Annotated in this window: 11 protein-coding genes and 1 pseudogene; 3 read left to right on the top strand and 9 right to left on the bottom strand. The window is 75.2% G+C overall.

Going from position 1 to position 17,995, the window contains the following annotated elements; genetic code table 11:
- Positions 1–332, bottom strand: a pseudogene (locus ACFW1A_RS14535) (ABC transporter permease); the annotation flags it as partial.
- A gap of 11 nt (positions 333–343) precedes the next feature.
- Complete coding sequence (locus ACFW1A_RS14530; protein ID WP_380408793.1) at positions 344–1,276, bottom strand: ABC transporter ATP-binding protein; 933 nt, start codon at positions 1,274–1,276, stop codon at positions 344–346.
- Positions 1,277–1,579: 303 nt separating this feature from the next.
- On the opposite strand from ACFW1A_RS14530, the gene ACFW1A_RS14525 reads away from it, so the two are divergent.
- Positions 1,580–1,948 (top strand): hypothetical protein, encoded by a 369-nt coding sequence (locus ACFW1A_RS14525; RefSeq protein ID WP_380408791.1) that lies wholly within the window; start codon positions 1,580–1,582, stop codon positions 1,946–1,948.
- Positions 1,938–4,232, top strand: coding sequence for a caspase family protein (locus ACFW1A_RS14520; RefSeq protein ID WP_380408789.1), 2,295 nt, complete (start codon positions 1,938–1,940; stop codon positions 4,230–4,232). Before ACFW1A_RS14525 ends, ACFW1A_RS14520 begins: the two co-directional genes overlap by 11 nt.
- Positions 4,233–4,237: 5 nt before the next feature.
- Here the strand turns inward: ACFW1A_RS14520 and ACFW1A_RS14515 are convergent, their stop codons facing one another.
- From ACFW1A_RS14515 to ACFW1A_RS14500, 4 genes are read right to left on the bottom strand one after another with little or no spacing between them, the layout of a single operon-like run.
- The gene (locus ACFW1A_RS14515; RefSeq protein ID WP_380408787.1) at positions 4,238–8,467 is read right to left on the bottom strand and encodes an SAV_2336 N-terminal domain-related protein; all 4,230 of its coding nucleotides are present in this window, start codon (positions 8,465–8,467) and stop codon (positions 4,238–4,240) included.
- Complete coding sequence (locus tag ACFW1A_RS14510; protein WP_380408785.1) at positions 8,464–9,486, bottom strand: AAA family ATPase; 1,023 nt, start codon at positions 9,484–9,486, stop codon at positions 8,464–8,466. The genes ACFW1A_RS14515 and ACFW1A_RS14510 overlap by 4 nt, the downstream gene beginning before the upstream one ends.
- Positions 9,483–11,459 (bottom strand): trypsin-like peptidase domain-containing protein, encoded by a 1,977-nt coding sequence (locus tag ACFW1A_RS14505; protein ID WP_380408783.1) that lies wholly within the window; start codon positions 11,457–11,459, stop codon positions 9,483–9,485. Before ACFW1A_RS14505 ends, ACFW1A_RS14510 begins: the two co-directional genes overlap by 4 nt.
- 43 nt (positions 11,460–11,502) lie before the next feature.
- Positions 11,503–11,823 carry a CU044_2847 family protein gene (locus ACFW1A_RS14500; protein WP_380408781.1) on the bottom strand — a complete coding sequence of 107 codons (321 nt, stop codon included), beginning with the start codon at positions 11,821–11,823 and terminating at the stop codon, positions 11,503–11,505.
- Between the two features lie 275 nt (positions 11,824–12,098).
- Here ACFW1A_RS14500 and ACFW1A_RS14495 point away from each other — a divergent pair, with 275 nt between their 5' ends.
- Positions 12,099–12,872: a DUF1266 domain-containing protein gene (locus ACFW1A_RS14495; RefSeq protein ID WP_380408779.1), complete on the top strand. Its 774-nt coding sequence runs from the start codon at positions 12,099–12,101 to the stop codon at positions 12,870–12,872.
- A gap of 21 nt (positions 12,873–12,893) precedes the next feature.
- Here the strand turns inward: ACFW1A_RS14495 and ACFW1A_RS14490 are convergent, their stop codons facing one another.
- From ACFW1A_RS14490 to ACFW1A_RS14480, 3 genes are all read right to left on the bottom strand, one after another.
- Positions 12,894–15,662 (bottom strand): LuxR C-terminal-related transcriptional regulator, encoded by a 2,769-nt coding sequence (locus ACFW1A_RS14490; protein WP_380408777.1) that lies wholly within the window; start codon positions 15,660–15,662, stop codon positions 12,894–12,896.
- Between the two features lie 132 nt (positions 15,663–15,794).
- Positions 15,795–17,084, bottom strand: coding sequence for a ricin-type beta-trefoil lectin domain protein (locus ACFW1A_RS14485; RefSeq protein ID WP_380408776.1), 1,290 nt, complete (start codon positions 17,082–17,084; stop codon positions 15,795–15,797).
- Between the two features lie 136 nt (positions 17,085–17,220).
- The gene (locus ACFW1A_RS14480; protein WP_380408774.1) at positions 17,221–17,730 is read right to left on the bottom strand and encodes an HAD domain-containing protein; all 510 of its coding nucleotides are present in this window, start codon (positions 17,728–17,730) and stop codon (positions 17,221–17,223) included.
- Positions 17,731–17,995 lie beyond the last annotated feature (265 nt).

Genomic DNA, 17,995 nt, shown 5'->3' with positions numbered 1-17,995 from the left:
AGGCGGTCCTCGGCGGCGAACACGTCCCCCGCGACCACCGAGGTCAGCAGCGGCAGCGCCCACGAGCCGGAGAAGCCCAGCACCACCAGCGGACCGGCCCAGCCGGTGGCGTGCATCCAGCGGCCGAACAGCGTGTCGGACGGCAGCGTGCCTTGCTGGGCCACCGCTGCCACGAACAGCCCCGGCATGGTCCAGCAGGCCAGTACCAGCAGCCGGATCCGCCACTGCGAGACGAGCTTGACCAGCTCGAACCGGTACACCCGCCGCACCGGCACCCGCTGCTCCGCCGCCTGCGCACCGGTGCTCCCGGCCACCGCCGTTGCCGTGCTCATCGCCCGTCCTCCTACTGCTGATCGGTCAGGGCGAGGAACGCGGCCTCCAACGGCGCCACCACGGGCGCGACTTCGCGCACGCCCAGGCCCGCATGGACGAGCGCGCCCACCAACTGCTCCACCCCCGGCGCCGACGCCCGCACGACCAGGGTCCCGGCCCCGCGGTGCGCCTGCGCCCCCGGCACCACCCGCACCCCCGGCACCCCGGCGGCCACCGTCCGCGCGGCCTGCGGGTCGGAGGTGAGCAGCCGGTGCTCGAGCTCCGGGCTGTCGGCCGCCAGCTTCTCCAGCGCCCCGGAGAACCGCACCCGGCCCGCCGCCAGGATGGTGACGTCCGAGCAGAGCGCCTCCAGGTCGTCCATCCGGTGGCTGGAGAGCACGACGGTCACGCCCTCGTCCGCCAGCCGCCGCAGAGCGCCGTGCACGTGCTGCTTGCCCGCCGGGTCCAGGCCGTTGGACGGCTCGTCGAGCACCAGCAGCCGCGGCTCGGTGAGCAGCGCGGCGGCCAGCCCGAGCCGCTGCCGCATGCCGAGCGAGAACCCCCGCACCCGGTCGTCGGCCACGTCCGTCAGCCCGACCTCGGCCAGCACCGCGTCGATCCGCCCCGCCCGCGCGCCGCCGCTGTGCAGCGCCGCGAGCGCGGCCAGGTTCTTCCGCGCGGTGAGCGACGGGTACAGCCCGGGCCCGTCCACGAACCCCGCCACCTGCCGCGGCCCCGCCAGCGCGCGCCCCACCGGCCGGCCCAGCACCGCCAACTCGCCGCCGTCCGCCACGGCCAGCCCGAGCAGCAACCCGAGCAGCGTCGTCTTCCCGGCCCCGTTCGGCCCGGCCAGCCCGTGGATCCGCCCCGCCGCCAGGTCCAGCCCGACCTCGTCGAGCGCCACGACGTCACCGAATCGCTTCGTCAAACCACGTGCCCGTACGGCAAGTTGTGCGTCGCCCATAGCCCCTTCTCACACTCCCCGAGCGAACCTAGGGGGTGCACGCGACTCGTGCGGGATCGCACGGTTGAACGCGAAGGGAACATCAGTCGGCCGCCGGCCCGCGGCCGGTCGCCCCACGACGCGGCACGGAGCACCTGCACTGCGGTCCGTCGCTCTCGCCAAACAGCCTCGCATCCGGTCTCCTTGACTGTCCGTCCGGCGCAGGACGCGCAACCGGTTCCGCTGCAGGAGCCGCTCGCGCAGTGGTACCGTCGCCGGACTGGCTCGGGTCCGGCTCTGTTGTGACCCGCGGTGGGAGGGGGCGTGCAGGTGGAGGCGCGGGTTGCCGTCAGCGGCCGCGACGAGGTCGAGGAATTCGCGGCGCTGTGGGACTGGCTGCAGGACGAGCCGCAGCTCCGTGGTGGCCTGACCCGGGCGGAAGCACCGATCGGACCCACCGAGTTGGGCAGCGGCTTGGCGGCCGTGACCGTGGCACTCGGGTCGGGCGGTGTCGGGGTCGCCCTGGCGAAGGCCTTGGTCACCTGGCTGCGGACCAGACGCGCGGACGTGACGCTCACCGTCTCGGTCGACAACCGCACGGCGCACTTTCAGGCCCGCAATGTCGACGCGGCCCACGTCCAGCAGGCTCTGGAGGTCCTGCAGTCCCTCGTGACCGGCGACGATGACGAGTGACCTCAGGGACTTCCAGCACTCCCGAGCAGTACTGATCGGCGTCGCCGGCTACGAGGATCCCGACTTCCCCAAAGTTCCGGCAGCGCTCAACAGCCTGGCAGGGATGCGCGAGCTGCTGACCGACCCGGACCGGTGCGGCTGGCCGGAGGACCGCCTGACGGTCATCGCCGACCCCGATCACGCCGGCCGCCTGGCCCAGCGGCTCAGGGCGATCGCGCGGAGCACCAGCGACATCCTGCTGGTCTACTACGTCGGGCACGGGAAGCTCACCACCCGAGGCGAGCTCTGCCTCACCGTCACCGACACCGCGGCCGACGACCCGGAGGTGACCGGGCTGCCGTTCGACTGGGTGCGCAAGGCCCTGCGGGAGAGCCCGGCCCGGATCAAGATGGTCATCCTCGACTGCTGCTTCGCCGGTCAGGCCATCGAGGCGCTCGGTGCCGACGACGTCGCCGACATCACCCACATCGCCGGTACGTACACGCTCACCGCGACCACCCGAAACCGCACGGCCCACGTACCGCCGCTCGCCGAGCAGTCGGGCGCGTGCACCTCGTTCACCGGCGAACTGCTTGAACTGACCAGGACCGGGATCCCCGACGGACCGGACCGGTTGACCATGGGGATGCTCTACCCGGAGCTGCGCCGACGGCTGGTCGCACGGGGCCTGCCGCACCCCAACCAACGCGCCGTCGACACCGCCGACCTGCACCCGTTCATCCGCAATGCGGCAGTGCCGGCCGCGGTGGAGGCGGGTCCGGTCGAGACCGCTCGGAACGGGTTCGCCGAGGACCTGACCGGCCGGGCGAAGGCACCTCGTCGCCGATGGCTCTCGGGGTACCGGCTGGCCGCACTGCTGGCTTCCCTGATGCTGTCCGCCACCGGGATCTACTTCTGGAGCAGCCGCACCGACACCGCGTGTGCCGATGGCGTCGCGAGAGTCGGCACCGACCGGGAGTGCGTCGGACTGACCGACGGCAGCTTCGACTTCGGCGCCGACCTGCATGCCGTCTCCGCCCAGGTCCTTGCGGAGAACCAGCACGTGACGAGCGCGACCCCGAGCTCGGCCGGAACGCCGTGGGTGAGCGTGGTCTACCTCCTGCCCATGGGCACCGACTCGGCCGACTCGGCCACCGCCGAGTCCGTCCGGCACCAACTGGAAGGCGCCTACCTGGCCCAGTGGAGCGCCAATCACTCGGCCAACGGCCGGCTCCCCACCATCCGCCTGCTGATCGCCAATACGGGTACCACCGCCGACCAACGGAACTACACGCTGGGCCGATTGGAAAGCGACCGGGCGAAGGACCACATCGTGGCCGCCGTCGGCCTGGGCCCGAGCACCACGGCCACCCGCTCCGTCATCGAGCGCCTCACCAAAGACGGGATCCCCGCCTTCGCCTCGGTCCTCACCGCGGACGAACTGACCGGAATCCCAGGACTGGTCCGGGTGTCACCCTCGATCTCGGACCAGGCCCAAGCCATGGGCGCCTACCTCCACGAGAGCGATCCGCAGGCCAGGGCATTGCTGATCCAGGACTCGCGCACCGACGACCTGTACGCGCGTGACCTCGCAGCCGCATACCGCAGGATCTATCCGTCCGGCCAACTGGAGTCACAGCCCGGCAGCTACGACTCGGCAGAGCCGAACGAGACGGCAGTCTTCGACCGGGAGGCGGCGGACATCTGCGCCTCACAGACTCAGGTGGTCCTCTTCGCCGGCCGGGGCTCGGATCTGACGAACTTCCTCTCCGCGCTCTCCCTCCGATCCTGTGCCTCCCCCATCACCGTCGTCTCCGGGGACGACGCGTCGGTCGTCGAGCAAGCGGCGAATACGGGGGCAGTCTCCCTCGCGTTGCACCGCGGAGACCTCCAGCTCCTCTACACCGCGCTCGCCGCACCCGACGCATGGACGCTGAGCCAGAGCTCGTTCGCCCCGGCGGCGACCGCCGTTTTCCAACCGAACGGCGAGTTCTCCCGTGCCTTCCCGGGCGAGAAGCTCGACGACGGCCAAGCGATCACGGGGCACGACGCCGTGCTCACCGCTGTCGCTGCCGCCAGAGGTGCCGCCGTCCCCAGCATTGCTGTGTCCGCAGGTGACGTCCTGCAGTTGATCCACGTGCTCCACGGTGCGAACGCGGTCTCCGGGGCGAGCGGACTGATCTCGCTCGACACGAACGGCAATCCGGTGAACAAGGCCTTCCCGATCGTCCGGCGGACAGCGGCCGGCCCGCGCGTGGTCGCCGTGTCCTCACGCTACGGGACGCCTGCGGTCGCCGACCAGTAGCTCCCTTACACCTCCGCCGCGCCCTGCCCCCGTGCCGCATCCAGTTCCGCGGGGAAGCTCCGGCCGCTGCGGGTGAGGACCAGGCCGGGGACGAGCTCCACCTCGTGGCGCGGGGCGAAGTGGCGGAGCTCCTGGCGGGGCAGGCGCTCCCAGTCGCCGAACTGTCCGTCGGCGGACGGGATGCGCAGCCTGCTGCCGTTGGTACTCGTGTCACGCACCGTCAGGATCCCGTCGGTGGCCTCGATGACCAGGTGCTCCCGGCTGAGCGTGCGGGACTCCGGCGGGTTGTCGAAGGCGCCCAGGTCGATGTCGGCGAGCGTCGTCCGGCCCACGGTCCTGCGGGTGCCCTCCTCGACGGTGAAGCGGCTGGCGCACTCCCCCCGCACCATCACCTTGAGCAGCGCGGCGGCCGGACGGGGACCGAGGTCGACCAAGTGCAGGCCGTGCCGCTCGCAGGTGGGCACGCCGTCGCGCAGGAGCGGCACCCGGGCCGGGCCGCCCGGGGCGTCGTAGACGCGGCAGGCCGGCTCCGGGCAGCTCCAGTGGCGGTCCACCACCGTGACCAGCCGCGGCCCGGACCGGCCCGGTGCGGGCCGCCCCGAGGGGCGGGCGCGCGTGGCCCGGGCGCGCATGTCGTTGGCCACGAGCAGCACCGGCCCGCGTCGGTGGCCGGGGCGGGGAGCCAGGAAGCCGCCCGTGTCGCCCTGGATCCACGGGTAGTCGTCCCGGTGGTCGAGGAACCAGTCGCCGCTGACGACCGGGAGGCCGAGGGCGTCGGCCAGGTCCAGGATCCGCGCATCCGCGAGCGTCACCTCCTCCACCAGGCCGTGGGCGACCCAGCGGCGGAGCGTGTGGCGGTCGCGCGGGTCCTCGAAACCCCTGCCCGAGGCCCGCAGGCTCCGGTCGACCACCGCGAAGACGGCGAGGTCCCGGTCCCCGGTGAGCTCGACCAGGGCCTGCACCACCAGCCGGAACCGTTCCAGCGAGCGGGCGGCGTCGGGGCCGATCCACTGGGTGTGCACGACGTTGGCCACGTCGACCAGGTACTCGGCGGAGACCGCCGAGCGGGCCAGACAGCGCTCGACCAGCCGGGCCGGCCCGAGACCGTCGAGTGCGCGGCCGACGGCGGCGGCGGAGTCGTCGCCCAGGTGCCGGTAACCGGCCAGGGCCTCCCGGTAGTGCCGCTCGGCTCCGGCGAAGTCCCCCTGGTACTCGGCGAGCCGACCGAGTCGCTCGTGGCCGGGAGCGGTCTGCCTGTGGTCCGCCCGCCGCTCGCCGACGGCGAGGGCCTCGCGGAAGTAGTGCCCCGCCATCCCGTAGTCGAAGCGGGCCAGGGCCTCGTCGCCCCAGATCAGCGCCATGTCGAAGCCGGTGTTGGTGGCGCCGAGGCCGATCACCTCCGCGTCCAGTCCGAGCCGGGGCACGGGCCGGGTGCCGAGGACGAGCCGGACGGTGGGGACCTCCGCGAGCGGGCCCAGCAGCTCCGCCACGATGCGTTCCCGTTCCCTCGGTGGGGCCTCGTCGAACCCGTCGAGCGCGATCAGCAGGGGGGCCGGCAGCCCCCGCAACCGTTCCAGGAGCTGTGCCCCGGTCCCGTCGGGCAGGCCGAGCCGGGCGGCCAGGCGGGCGCGCAGCCGGGAGACCGTCGGCATGGCGGACACCTGGAGCAGCACTGGTGTCCGGTGCGCCAGGGCCGGCGTGGTCCAGTCGCCCACCTGCCCGGCGAGCTCCGCCAGGATGGTGCTCTTCCCGGTGCCGGGTCCGCCGACCAGGACCCTCGGGCGGTGGTCGTCCCCCCGCTCGCCCAGCCAGGACACGAGCCGCCGGAGGGCGTCGGACTGCTCCGCCCAGAGCGCGACCGCCTGCTGACGGCAGTCCGGTGTCGGCTCCGGGAAGAAGGAGACGGCAGCGCGACCGATCGAGTACCAGCTCACCGTTCCCGACCGGGGCGGTTCCGCCGGCGCGGCCGACCGCTCCAGGCGCAGCCTCTCGTCCAGGCGGGCGGCGAGTTCCCAGGCCATCCTGGGCGGCGGCACCGAGCCGCCGCGCAGGTCGGCGAGCTCCCGGGTCAGTGCACGGACGAAGGCGCTCTCGGGGCCCGTCTCCGCCACCCCGGCGAGATGGGCCAGCACCCACAACTCGGGGCGCTCCAGCATCGACCGGCCCGGGCGCGGCCCGGCACAGGTGTCGAGCAGGAGCATCAGCCCGCCGATCCCCCCGGCGAAAGCCCGGTGCAGGGCGGCGACCGTGAGTCCCCAGGCCTTCCCGGACAGATTGTCGCCCAGCAGGAGCGTGGTCTCCCCGTCCGGCGTGACGACCGCGTGCCCGGCGAAGTAAACCGCTACGGCGTCCTCGGGGCCCAGTCCCGCCCGGTCGACCCAGGCGTCCACACTGCGGAGCACGGCCTCGCTGTCCGGGCCGGCCGCCAGCTCCGGCAGCACCGGCAGGTAGCCCAGACCCTCGAACGCCGCGCGCACCCGCGCCACGTCCCGGGCAAGGTCGCCCGGATCATCGAAGGCCGTGCGCCCGTGCGCTCCCGGGTCCGTCGCAGCGGGGTCCGCCGAGCCCGCGTCCCGGGAGCGCGGAACCCCGATGGTGATCAGGAAGCGCCGGCCCGCGCCGGGCCACCGAACGGCGCCCGCCGCCTCCCCCCGCGGGTGCCGCCGTCTGCCCGGCCCGCGGGTCCGCGCCCAGTGGCGGGCGCCACCCGGCAGTTGCAGCCGACCGTCCGGGTCCGCGACCGCGGCGGTGAAGCGGGCCGCCGCCGCGGGCGCGGTGCGCGCCAGGTGGGCGGAGACGACGGCGACGACCTGGTCGGCCTCGTCACCGCGCAGGGTGCTCAACAACTGCTCGCGCACGCCGGGTGCGAACGCGTACGCCTGCCGGAGGGGGTCGGCCGCCGCCGCGGCCGCGCCCCCCGGGACCTGGTGCAGCAGGCCGCTGAACACGATCTCGGCCAGGTCGGAGGGCGGGCTGCCGGGGAACATCGCCGACTGGACCAGCCGCATCACCGGGAGGTTCAGCGGCGCCGCCGTCAGGTACGCCGCCAGCCGGAACACCCGTGGGTCGGCCTGGGCGAGGAAGTCCGCGAAGCGGACCGCCCGGTCGCCGGCGGGCGGCGCCGTGGCGGCGCACTCGTCCGGCGGCCCGAGCAGGACCGCCGCCCCGTCGTACGCGCCGGCACTCGCGGTCGCACGCGCCCACGGGGCCAGCCACTCGGGCTGGATGCCCAGCACCGGCACCGGGACCGCACCGGCCCGCGGCCCGTCGGCGCCGAGGGCGTACGGCGTGTACCGCAGCAGCGCGTTCGCCGCGCCGGCCCCGGTGCTCCGGAAGCGCCCGGGTTCGGGGGCCAGCGCGGTCTGAGCCCAGAGGTGCTCGGGGAGCGTGTGGAGCACGGCCGTCGGGCCGTTGCGCGCCCACCGCCGCAGCGCCCCGCGCAACTCCGGCGCGCTCCAGGCGGGGTCGACGCCGTCCGTCAGCACGAGGGTGACGGTCCGTCCGGTCGGCCCGATCGAGGTGGCCGGGGTGTGCAGGGCCTGCTGCGCGCCCCTGGCCAGGGCGGGGCTGCCGTCGGCCCGGGGACGCAGCCGGTAGGTCCGGATGTCGCGGAACGCGCCGGACTCCGCGAAGACCCGGGACAGTTCCCGGCCGACCGGCTCCCACAGGGCCGCTGCCTCGCCGTACTCGTCGACGATCAGCGCGAGGTCGAGCCAGCGCTCCATGGCCGGCACCAGGACCGGAAGCCATCGCGCATCCTGCGCGGCCCGGTCGGCGGTGGCGTCCTCGTCCAGGACCGTCCTGCTGCCGGACGGCACTCGGCGCTTCAACGGCTTCAGTGCTCCGGCGAGTTCGCGCCGGCGGGGCAGCACGGCCGCGCCCGCCACCCGGACCGCACCGGCGCGCCCGGACGGGGCGGCGCCGGCTCCCGGCGCAGCGGCCTCGGGCAGGTAGACGCGGGAGCCGTCCTCGGCCTCCGGCGCCGGCGGCTCGGCCTCCTGCTGCGGCTCCTCGGCCGCGGCGGGCTGCTCGGGCTCCGTGCTCGGCTCCGCCGACGGACCGGGCCGCGCCGCCCGCCGGTCGGGCCCGGCCGCCGCGCCGCGGATCGCTCCCCGGGGCAGCCGGCCCGCCAGCCAGACGAGTTCGGCGACCTCGCGCGGGGTCGGCGCCGGCGCGTCCGGTTCGAGCGAACGGAGCAGCGCGGCGAGCCGCCCGAGGCCGTCCTCGTCGGTCATGCCTCGACCGGCGCCGTCACGTTGAGGTGCTGGAGCACGAGCTGGACCAGCCGGTCCGGGCCCGGTGCCCCGGCCGCACCGGTGCGGCTCATCAGGTAGACGGCGTTGAGGAGCTGATCGGTGGCCAGCTCGCCGGTCGCGGCCCGGTCCAGGAAGGCGGCGATGATCGCGTCGGCGGCGGCGCCGACGCCCGGCAGGTGCGCCTCGACGATCGCCCGCAACCGGTCCTCGTCCCCGGTCGCGGCCGGCAGGTGGAGGCGGACGCAGCGCCGCAGGAACGCGGGCGGGAACTCGCGCTCGCCGTTGCTGGTCAGGACGACGAACGGGAACGCCCGGCACTGCACCGCGCCCCGGACCACCACGACCGCCGCTCCGCCGCCGGCCGGCCGGACCCGCACGGTCTCCTGCTGGTCCGCGGCCCGGGCCAGCTCGGGGATCTCGAAACCGCCCTCCTCGAAGGCGTCGAGCAGGTCGTTCGGCAGGTCGATGTCGCTCTTGTCGATCTCGTCGATCAGCAGCACCCGGGGCAGCGCGTAGGGGGCCAGCGCGGTGCCCAGCGGGCCGAGACTGACGTACCGGCCGAGCTCGGTGCGGCCCGTCGGCCTCCCGCCGGCCCGGTGGCGCGCCAGTCCGGCCTCCTCCAGCCGGCCCAGCGAGTCGTACCGGTACAGGCCGTCGCGCAGGGTGGTCTTGCTGTTGATGGACCAGCGCAGCACCGTGCCCAGGCGCAGTTCACGGGCGACCGCGTCGGCGAGCGTCGACTTGCCGACCCCGGGGTCGCCGGTCACCAGCAGCGGCCGGCGCAGGTACAGCGCGGTGTTGACCGCCTCGATGGTGCCCTCGTCGGCCCGGTAGGCGGTGCCGCGCGGCAGGCGGTGCCGGCCGGCGGCGGGGACCTCGCGGTCGAAGGGCGTCACGGTCCCGCCGGAGCCGAAGTCGCGCCACGGGGGTGGCGCCGGCAGGCTCGCGATGCCGTCGTGCGGCTGGTCCACGCCCTGGTAGATCCGCCACGAGCTCATGGGGTGCGTCCTTCCTCGGCCGGGGCGGCCGGGGCGAGAGTGGTGCGCGGGATCCGTCGGTCCGGGGCGTCCCAGAGCAGGACCACGCGGGCGCCGACGTGTTCCTCGTGGGCCTCGTCGGTCTGCGCGGCGTTGCGCAGGGCGAGGATCCGCGCCGGCACGTCGTCGCGTTCGGTACCGGCCAGGGCCGCGCGGGCCTGCGCCAGGAAGCCGCCGTCGGGGCAGCCGGTCCGGCCGGGCAGTCCGCAGCCGCCGTCCCGGCCCGGCAGTTGGCACCCGCGCCCGTCCACCGGCCGGCGGGGCTCGGTGCCCTGCCGCCAGACCATCATGGGGACACCGGAGGCGACCGCCACCCGGTAGGCCTCGGCCACCGGTGCGGCGCCGGGTGACCCGGCCAGCGCGAGGGCGGCCAGGGTGGGGTCGTTGTTGAACGTCGCGTCGAGCGCCGCCTGGTGCTGGCGGTCCCGGCCGCAGACGCAGACCAGCGACTCGCCGACCGGTTTGCCGGCCAGCTGCTGCCAGCGCTGGGTCCAGGCGTGCTGGAGCTGCGGCGACTCCTGGCGCTCCAGCGGCCGCACCACCAGGCGGTACTTGCACCCGAGCCGCCAGAACGACCAGTCGGGCCACAGTTGCCAGCCGGCGAAGTCCTCGTCGAGCGCCTCCTGCGGCAGGATCAGCTCGATCAGGCCCGGCCGCTCCGTCGCCTCCATCAACTCGATCTGCCCGGGCAGGAGTTCCGCGAGCCGGGCGAGGGCCTCGCGCAGCGGCAGGGCGGGCGAGTCGGGGGCTCCCGGGACGATGTCGTGCGGGGACCGGTAGCGCCAGACCGTCACGTGGTAGAGGTTCCGGTCGCGCAGCGAGTGCCGGATCCGGCCGATCACGGACGGGACCGGGGCCGGGCCCGACCCGCCCGCCAGGCGCTCGCGCGCCGCCTCGCCGAGGCCCAGCCACCCCGCCGTGATCAGGACGTGGTCGCGCAACTGTCCGCGCACCGCCGCGCCGCCGGGCGTCGAGGGTCCCGGGTCGCGGGCGAGGTCGGCGCAGTAGGCGAGCTCGTACGGGAGCACCTCGTCGTCGAGGACCAGCCGCGCGGCCAGTTCGGTGTACACGTCGCGCCGGGCCAGCAGCGGGCGCTCCGGCAGCGCGGTGCCCGGCGCGGCGGCGGCGAGGAAGGCCGCACCGTGCGCCGCGGCGCGCGGTGACGGTTCGTCGGGGAGGCCCGCGAGCAGCCCCAGGAACCGGCGCGCGGCGGCCCGGACGGCCGGCGCCCCGTCGTCCACGGCGCCCTCCACCAGGTCGGCGCAGGAGTGCCAGCGCCGGTCCACCGCGTGGAAGCGGTCGTGCGCCTCGATCACCGTCCGGTACACCTGCGCGTCGAGCAGCCGGAGGGCGTCCGACGGCACGGCGAAGCCGCCGAGGCTGCTGTCCTCCAGGCGGGTGGCCTTGACGACCGCGCAGACCCCGCCGGTCGCATGGCTGAGCACGGGCCCGCCCGACAGTCCCGGATTGACCTCTCCCTCGACCAGTTCCAGCAGCGGGTGCCCCTGGTAGGCGGTGCGGCCGCCCGCGGTCAGCGCCACCGTGCGCGGGGCCGCCCCGCCCCGTTCGAGCAGGTCCGTGAAGCCGGTCGCGGTGAGCGCCGTCCGCGCGGCGGGCTGCTCGGGGTCCAGCCAGACGCACGGGTGGTCGGCCGGCGGGTCGAGGAGCTCCAGCACGGCGAGGTCCGGGAAGGGGTACAGCGCCCCGTCCCGCCCGACGGGGCCCGCGGAGGCCGCCCGGACCACCGCCTCGTGGTCGGCGCCCGCCCAGTGCAGCCGCACCGTCGTCCCCGGCTCGCTGCCGGTGACGTGGGCGCAGGACACCGCGAAGCCCGGCGCGACGAAGAAGCCGGCGCCGTCCGCCGCACCGCGCACGGACACCCGGCACTGCTCCAGCAGCGCCTGGAGCAGGGCGAGCGGGTTCGGCTTGCGCACGGCGGGCACCTGTTGGCGTCGGAAGGGCTGGACGGTCGGGGCCTCACGCCCCGTCAGGAGCCCGGCCGGTCCACTTGAGCGCGACCTTGAAGGTGGCCTTGCCGCCGACGCCGGTCACGGCGGCGACGACGCCGTGCTCGGTGGCCGCGAGCTCCAGGCCGAACTCGACGCTGACCTCGTGGGGGCCGACCTTGGCCACCGCGTCGCGCACGTTCGTCGCGACCGCCTGCAGCGACTCCTGGAACCCGTCGATCCGCTTGGCCAGCTGGTCACCGAGTCCGGTGTCCCGCGGACCGCCCGCCCGCTCCACCGACGCCCAGATCAGCTGGCCGTCGGGCAGGGCGAGTTGGACGAACTGCTGCATGGGGACCCCCTGATCCGAAGCCTGGCGATCACGCCTCGGCCATCGTAGGAGTTCGCCGGCCGGTGCGCGGGCCGATCCGGAAAATGGCCGGCCCCCGGCTCCGCAGGGAGTTGCGTAGTTCTACCGATGCCCGCCGTCGCGCGCTCCGCGAGGATCGGTGTGCGGCGTGCCGGCCGGGTCCGCTCAGTGCCCGGCCCCCGTCGCGACCGATGTCTCACCACTCGGGGCCGGCCGTCTCCGGCCCCTGACGGATCGAATGCGGAGCAACGCAGCGCATGGGAATTCTCGGCTCCCTCAAGGGCCTCTTCAGCTTCAGCTACAACACCCTGGCCGACGCGCCGGCCCTGACCGTCGAGCAGGAACGCGGCCTGGCGCTCGGCGCGGTGTACGCGTCGGAGGACCACCTGCCGATCAACGCGCTGACGATGGAGGCCGACGCCCGGACGGCCGCCAAGGTGGTCCGCGGGCCGTGGGGCGTGGTGGACACCGCCTCCGCCCGGGAGACCTACCGCTACCTGCTCGACACCGGGCACCGGGGCATCTACCAGGTGGTCCGCCCGTACCTCGGGGAGTTCTACGGCGCGAAGAAGCGCAGCGAGTCGATCGCCGTCCAGCGGCGCGGGGCGCAGGAGATCCCCGAGGAGGCGCGCCGGCACGGGCTCGTCGCCAACGACGTGCTGCGCTACTTCAGCGGCTACACCAACACCATCTACGAGGTGGGGCGCAACCTGCCCGAGCAGCTGCCGAACTCGATCGCGGGCTGGGACGCGGCCCGGGTGGTCCAGGTGAGCCGGCTCTTCGTGGACGCCGGCTTCGTCCAGCCGGAGGAGGCCTGGGCGGCGATCGCGCGGGCGGTGGAGCTCGCCCGCGCCGAGCACACCTCCTGGGCGGACTTCAACGCCGGGTTCGTCTTCGGGCGCGCGTTCTGGCAGATGGGCATGGCCGGGCCGGACGCCGACAAGATCGCGCAGGACGTCACCACCTTCCAGATCCACGCCGAGCGCCTGCTGAGCCGCGACGACAGCCCTTGGACCCGGCTCGCCTGGTAGCCGCGCCGCGCGCACGGTGCGTCAGGGGGTCCGGCTGAGCACGATGTGGGTCAGGCTCGCCCGGTTGGGCACGCCGAGCTTGCGGTAGATCCGGCCCAGGTGGCTGTCGATCGTGCGCACGCTCAGCACCAGGGCGCCGGCGATCTCGCCGCTGGTCAGTCCGCTGCTGGCGAGCGCGGCGATCTCCCGCTCCCGGGCGGTGAGCGGGGCCAGCGGGTCCTCGGCCGCCGCGCCGGGCGGGCGCCCGGACGTGCTCCCCGCCGTGCTGCCGGCCGTGCTCCCCGCCGCGCCACCGCCGGCCGGTGCGGCGAGCCGACGGCGCTGGCGGGCGGCCTCGCCGGCCAGTCGGGCCGAACCGCACCGGTGCGCCAGCAGCGCCGCCCGGTCCAGCCGCTCGGCCACCTGCTCGCGCCGCCCCGCGTCCAGCGCCAGTTCGGCCGCCGCCAGCAGGGTCCGGGCGGCCTCGATCCGTTCCCCGCCCTCGGTGAACCGGGCGGTCGCGTCCTGGGCCTGCGCCAGGGCCAGGTCGGTCTCCCCCCGCAGTGCGTGCGCCCGCATCCGGGCCCGCCGTGCGAACCCGAGCCGGCTCGCGGAGGGGAGGAGCTCGACGGCGTCCTCCGCGAGCCGTGCCCAGTGCTCGACCGCAGCCAGGTCGCCGTCGGCCTGGGCCGCCTGCGCCAAGGTCTCGCAGAAGCGCGGTCGGCGCCAGGTGGTGAGCCCGGGCAGGTCGGTGCCGCCCGCCGCGTCCAGCAGCAGCCAGCCGGCCCGCACCGGGTCGCCCGCGAGCAGCACCAGCCCGGCCACCAGGCAGCGCACGCCGACGGCCCAGCCGGGCGTCTCGCCCTCGGCAATGGCCAGCGCCCGGTCGGCCAGGGCGAGGGCCTCGCCCGGGTCGTCGGCCGGGTTCAGCCAGAGCAGGGCCTCGGCCCGGAAGGTCGCCAACCCGGCCCTGGTCGCGGGGTTGCCGGCGCTGTCGACCAGCGGGGTGGTCTCGTCCAGGGTCGCCAGCGCACCCCGCAGGTTCCCGGCCCGCAACTGGGTGTTGGCCAGGCTCATCAGCGTCATCGGCCGGACGAACGTCTGCCCGGTGCGCCGGGAGAGCGCCGCGCCGCGGCCGAGGTGGCGTTCGGAGTCGGCCAGCCGGCCGAGCATCCCCTCGGCCATGCCCACTTGGTAGGCGGCCTCCAGGTTGGTCAGCAGCGTGGCGTCCGTGGTCGAGTCGATCAGCTCGGCCGCCCGGCCCACCGTCGTCAGCGCGGTGGCCAGGTCGCCGGTGAACAGGTTCGCCAGGGCGGCCTGCGCCAGCGCGTTGGCCTCGCCGACCCGGTCGTGGTGCCGGCGGGCGATCGTCGCCCCCGTCTCGGCGTGCTGCCGGGAGGTCGCGTAGTCCTGCAGGTCGTAGCTGTAGTCGGCGAGTTCGGCGTGCAGCACGGCGGCGGTCGCGGAGTCCTGGTCGACCAGCGCCGCGAGCCCGGCGCGGGCGATGGCGCCGGCCTCGGTGAAGTGGCCGAGCTGCCGTTCGACCCGGCTGGCGTCGGCCAGCGCCGTCGGCGCGGCGCCGGTCGGCCGGCCCGGCTCCGCCGCGCGCAGGGCGTCCAGCAGCGCGCGGCTCTCCGGCGCGTCACCGGTCAGCAGCCTGGTCCGGGCGAGCAGCACCCGCGCCTCGTGCCAGTGCGGCGCGCCCTCGTGCAGCAGGGACAGCGCGGCCTGCAGGTACTCGGCCGCGTCGGCGGGCGAGCTGTGCAGCACGTCGCGGGCGGCGGCGATCAGCGTGGTCAGGTGCTCGGGCCGGCCCGGATCGGCGGCCCGCACGATGTGGTGGGCCCGGCGCGCGATGGGTGCCGCCCGGCCGGCCAGCGCGCGTTCGGCGGCGCGGTGCAGGGCGAGCCGGCGACCGGGTTCGAGGCGCTGGTGGACGACCTCGCCGAGCACGCGGTGACGCAGTGTCAGCTGCGGGGCCGGGTCGGCCGGGCGCACCAGGTCGAGCTGGGAGAGCGCGTCGACGGCCCGCATGGCCGCCGCCTCGTCCAGGTCGGCGACCTCGGCCAGCAGGTCGGGGCGGCACGGCTCGCCGAGCACCGCCAGGGCCTGCACCACTGCGAGCGCGTCGCCGTCCAGGCCCGCCAGCTCGCCGAGCACCGCCAGGGCGGCGTCCGTGGCCGCTCCGCCGGCGGCCAGGATCTTGAGGTACTGCGGGTTGCCCAGGCTCGCGCGGTGGAGCTGCTCGGCGTCGGGGTGGTCGCCGAGCAGGGCGCGGCCGTGCTCGCGGGAGAGCGGACCGAGCTGCCGCACGTCGAGCCGGCCGGTGGACGCGGCCCGGGAGAGTGCGGCGGCCGGCGCGGGCGAGAGCTGCCGCTGACGGTACGCCAGCAGGCACAGCACCGGGCCGGTGGCGGCGGCTTCCAGCAGCTCCGCCAGGTCGGCGATCCGATCGGCCGCCACCCGGTGCAGGTCGTCCAGCACGACCAGGGTGGCCGGGGCCGGGTGGTCGCGCAGGTCGCTGCACGCGCCGGCCGCCGAACGGTCGCCGGGGGACGCCACCAGGACCCGGACCCCGACGGCCCGGGCGCGCGCGATCACGGCCAGCAGCAGTGCGCTCTTGCCGATCCCCGGTTCCCCGACCAGCGCGACGGCGCGACCCCGGCCGGCCACCAGGTCGTCCAGCGCGCCCAGCAGGGCGGCGAGTTCGGCCTCCCGGCCGACCAGCCAGGGCGTCTCCGCGGCCGGCGGTGCCGGCCGCCCCGGCCGAGTCGGTGGGCCCTCGTCGTGACTGCGCAGATCGTCGGACATGACGGCACACTAGCCGTTTTTCATGTCAGCTAACGAAACTGAGAGTACTTCATGCCAGCTAAGGCCGGGTTCCGGCCGGCCGTCGGCGCGGCCGGGACCCGGCCTGATCCGACGCGAATGGTCAGACAGGCCCTAGCGCAGGAACCACTTCTGGTTCGGCGTCCCCGAGCAGTCCCACAGCTGCAGCCGGGTGCCCGCCGCCGTGGCCTTGTCCTTGGCGTCCACGCACTTGTTGGCCTGCGGGTTCACCAGGTCCTCGGGGCCGGCGAGCACCCACTTCTGGGCCGCGGTGCCGTTGCAGTTGGCGATCTGGATCTGGGTGCCGTTGGCCACCGCGCCCCAGGCCACGTCCAGGCACAGGCTCAGCACGTGCACCGTGCCGTCGCTGCGGAAGTCCCAGGCCTGGGCGGCGCCGCCGTTGCAGTCCTGCAGTTCCAGCGGGATCCCGTCGCTGACGTTGCCGTTGACCGGTCCGATGCACCGGTTCGATCCGCGCCCGACGATGGGGCGCCCGACCACGGGGGGCTGGGCCGGCGGCTGGGCGGGCGGCGGACCGGCGGCCGGCGGCTGGGCCTGGGTCGGGGCCGGAGCGGCCCGGGTCGGCTGGGGGGCGGGCTGCGCCGGGGCCGGGGCGGCCTGGGTCGGCGCCGGAGCGGCGGACGGCACGGGCGCGGCCTGGGTGGCCACCGGGGTCGGCGCCGCGGGCGCGGAGATCTGGGCCGCGGGAGTGTTCTCCGCCTTGGCCACCGTCGCGCTGGTCACCGTCGGGTTGGTGGTCGCCCAGAGCGCGGCCGCACCGACCAGCAGCGCCAGCAACGCGGCCAGCACCGGCATCAGCCATCCGGCCACCAGCGCCGGCTGCAGGTACTCGCCGCGCACCACCAGCGCCTCGGCCCCGGCCCGGCGCAGCTCCACCGCGTACTCGTGCCGCTGCGCGCGGCCGACCCAGAGGAACCGCTGCGGCCGCAGCTCGACCGGGACGAACCCGGCCCGCCCGGGCGCCACCTGGACCGAGGGCGTGCGCAGGTCGTAGCGCAGTTCGCTGCCCTGGCCCAGCCCGCGCACCGAGGCGGTGACCGTCGAGTTGCCCAGGTTGTCCACCGCCAGCTGCGGCCGGGCCCGCCACCGCCCGCGCACCCGCAGCGGCACCAGCTCCGCGTTCAGCTCGCTGAACTGGCCGACCGTCACGACCCCTTCGGGCACGCTCGCCTGGTCCGGGTACTCGGCCGGCACCACCTTCACCGCGAACGGCACCGGCCCCGCTGACACCTCGTGGCTGCGCGGCGGGCTGACCGTCACGCTCACCGTGGCGCTGGTGTCCGGCAGCAGCCGCACCCGTTCGGGGTCCACCGTCGCGTAGGGAGCGAGTTCCCCGACCGGTTCGACGCGGTACTCGTCGACCACGTCACTGGTGTTCCGCACTCTGACCCGCAGGGTGACGCTTCCCCCCGGATCCACTGCCGCCGTCGCCCGCTCAAAGCTCGCCCACGCACTCACCGTGCCACTCTAGGAACCTCGGCCGGCCCGGTCACCGCCCGTTGGGGCGCCCCCGAGGGCATCAACTCCTGCCCCTTCGTCCCCGTGGCGGCCGGGCCAGCAGCCGGTCCACGTGGTAACGCTCCAACCCGAGTTCCGGGTCGATCGGCAGCAGCAGCCGGTCCCGCCGGAAGACCGAGTTGCGCACCAGACGGAACGGCATCACGTCGTCCACCCAGGCGAACGGCCGCCCGCCGGCGTGCCGCAGCAGCGGGGCCCACTTGGCACCGGAGAGCAGCTCCATCAGCCGGACCCGCGGATCCCCGGGCTGCGGACGGTAGCCGCGGAACCGCACCACCGGCAGCGGGGGCAGGCCGAGCAGCGGCGCCAGGTGGGTGTTCGCGTCCTCCTCCCAGGTGGTGGCCCAGCACAGCTCGTAGACCTGCGCCAGCTCCGCCAGCCACACCCCGTGCACCGGCGCCAACAGCACCCGGAAGCCCAGCAGATCGTGCTCCTCGAACCCGGCGCCGGGCGGCGGCGCGGCCGGGTTCAGCACTCCGTCGACGTCCAGGAAGAGCAGTGGTTTCCCCATGCCCCGTCCCGACGCCCGGCGACCCGGCGGAGTTCCCCGTGCCCGGCACACCGGCGTGCCTTCCCGCGCGGGGCCCCTTGGCCGCCCGTCGGCAACGTCACCCGAGGTAGACCCTCTGCCACTCCAAGGACGTCATGCTCAGTGCGGCCTCGGCGAGGGCGCGGGCCGACTCGGTCTTGTTGGGCTCGCCATCACGCACCCGGACCCACGCAAAGCACGGAACACCCTGGCCGACCGCCTCTCCGGGGACACCATGCCACGTGTT

The sequence above is a fragment of the Kitasatospora sp. NPDC058965 genome (genome assembly GCF_042741245.1).
Taxonomy (GTDB): domain Bacteria; phylum Actinomycetota; class Actinomycetes; order Streptomycetales; family Streptomycetaceae; genus Kitasatospora.
The sequence above is the reverse complement of the archived record's forward strand: the minus strand, read 5'-3'. Positions and strand labels throughout refer to the sequence as shown.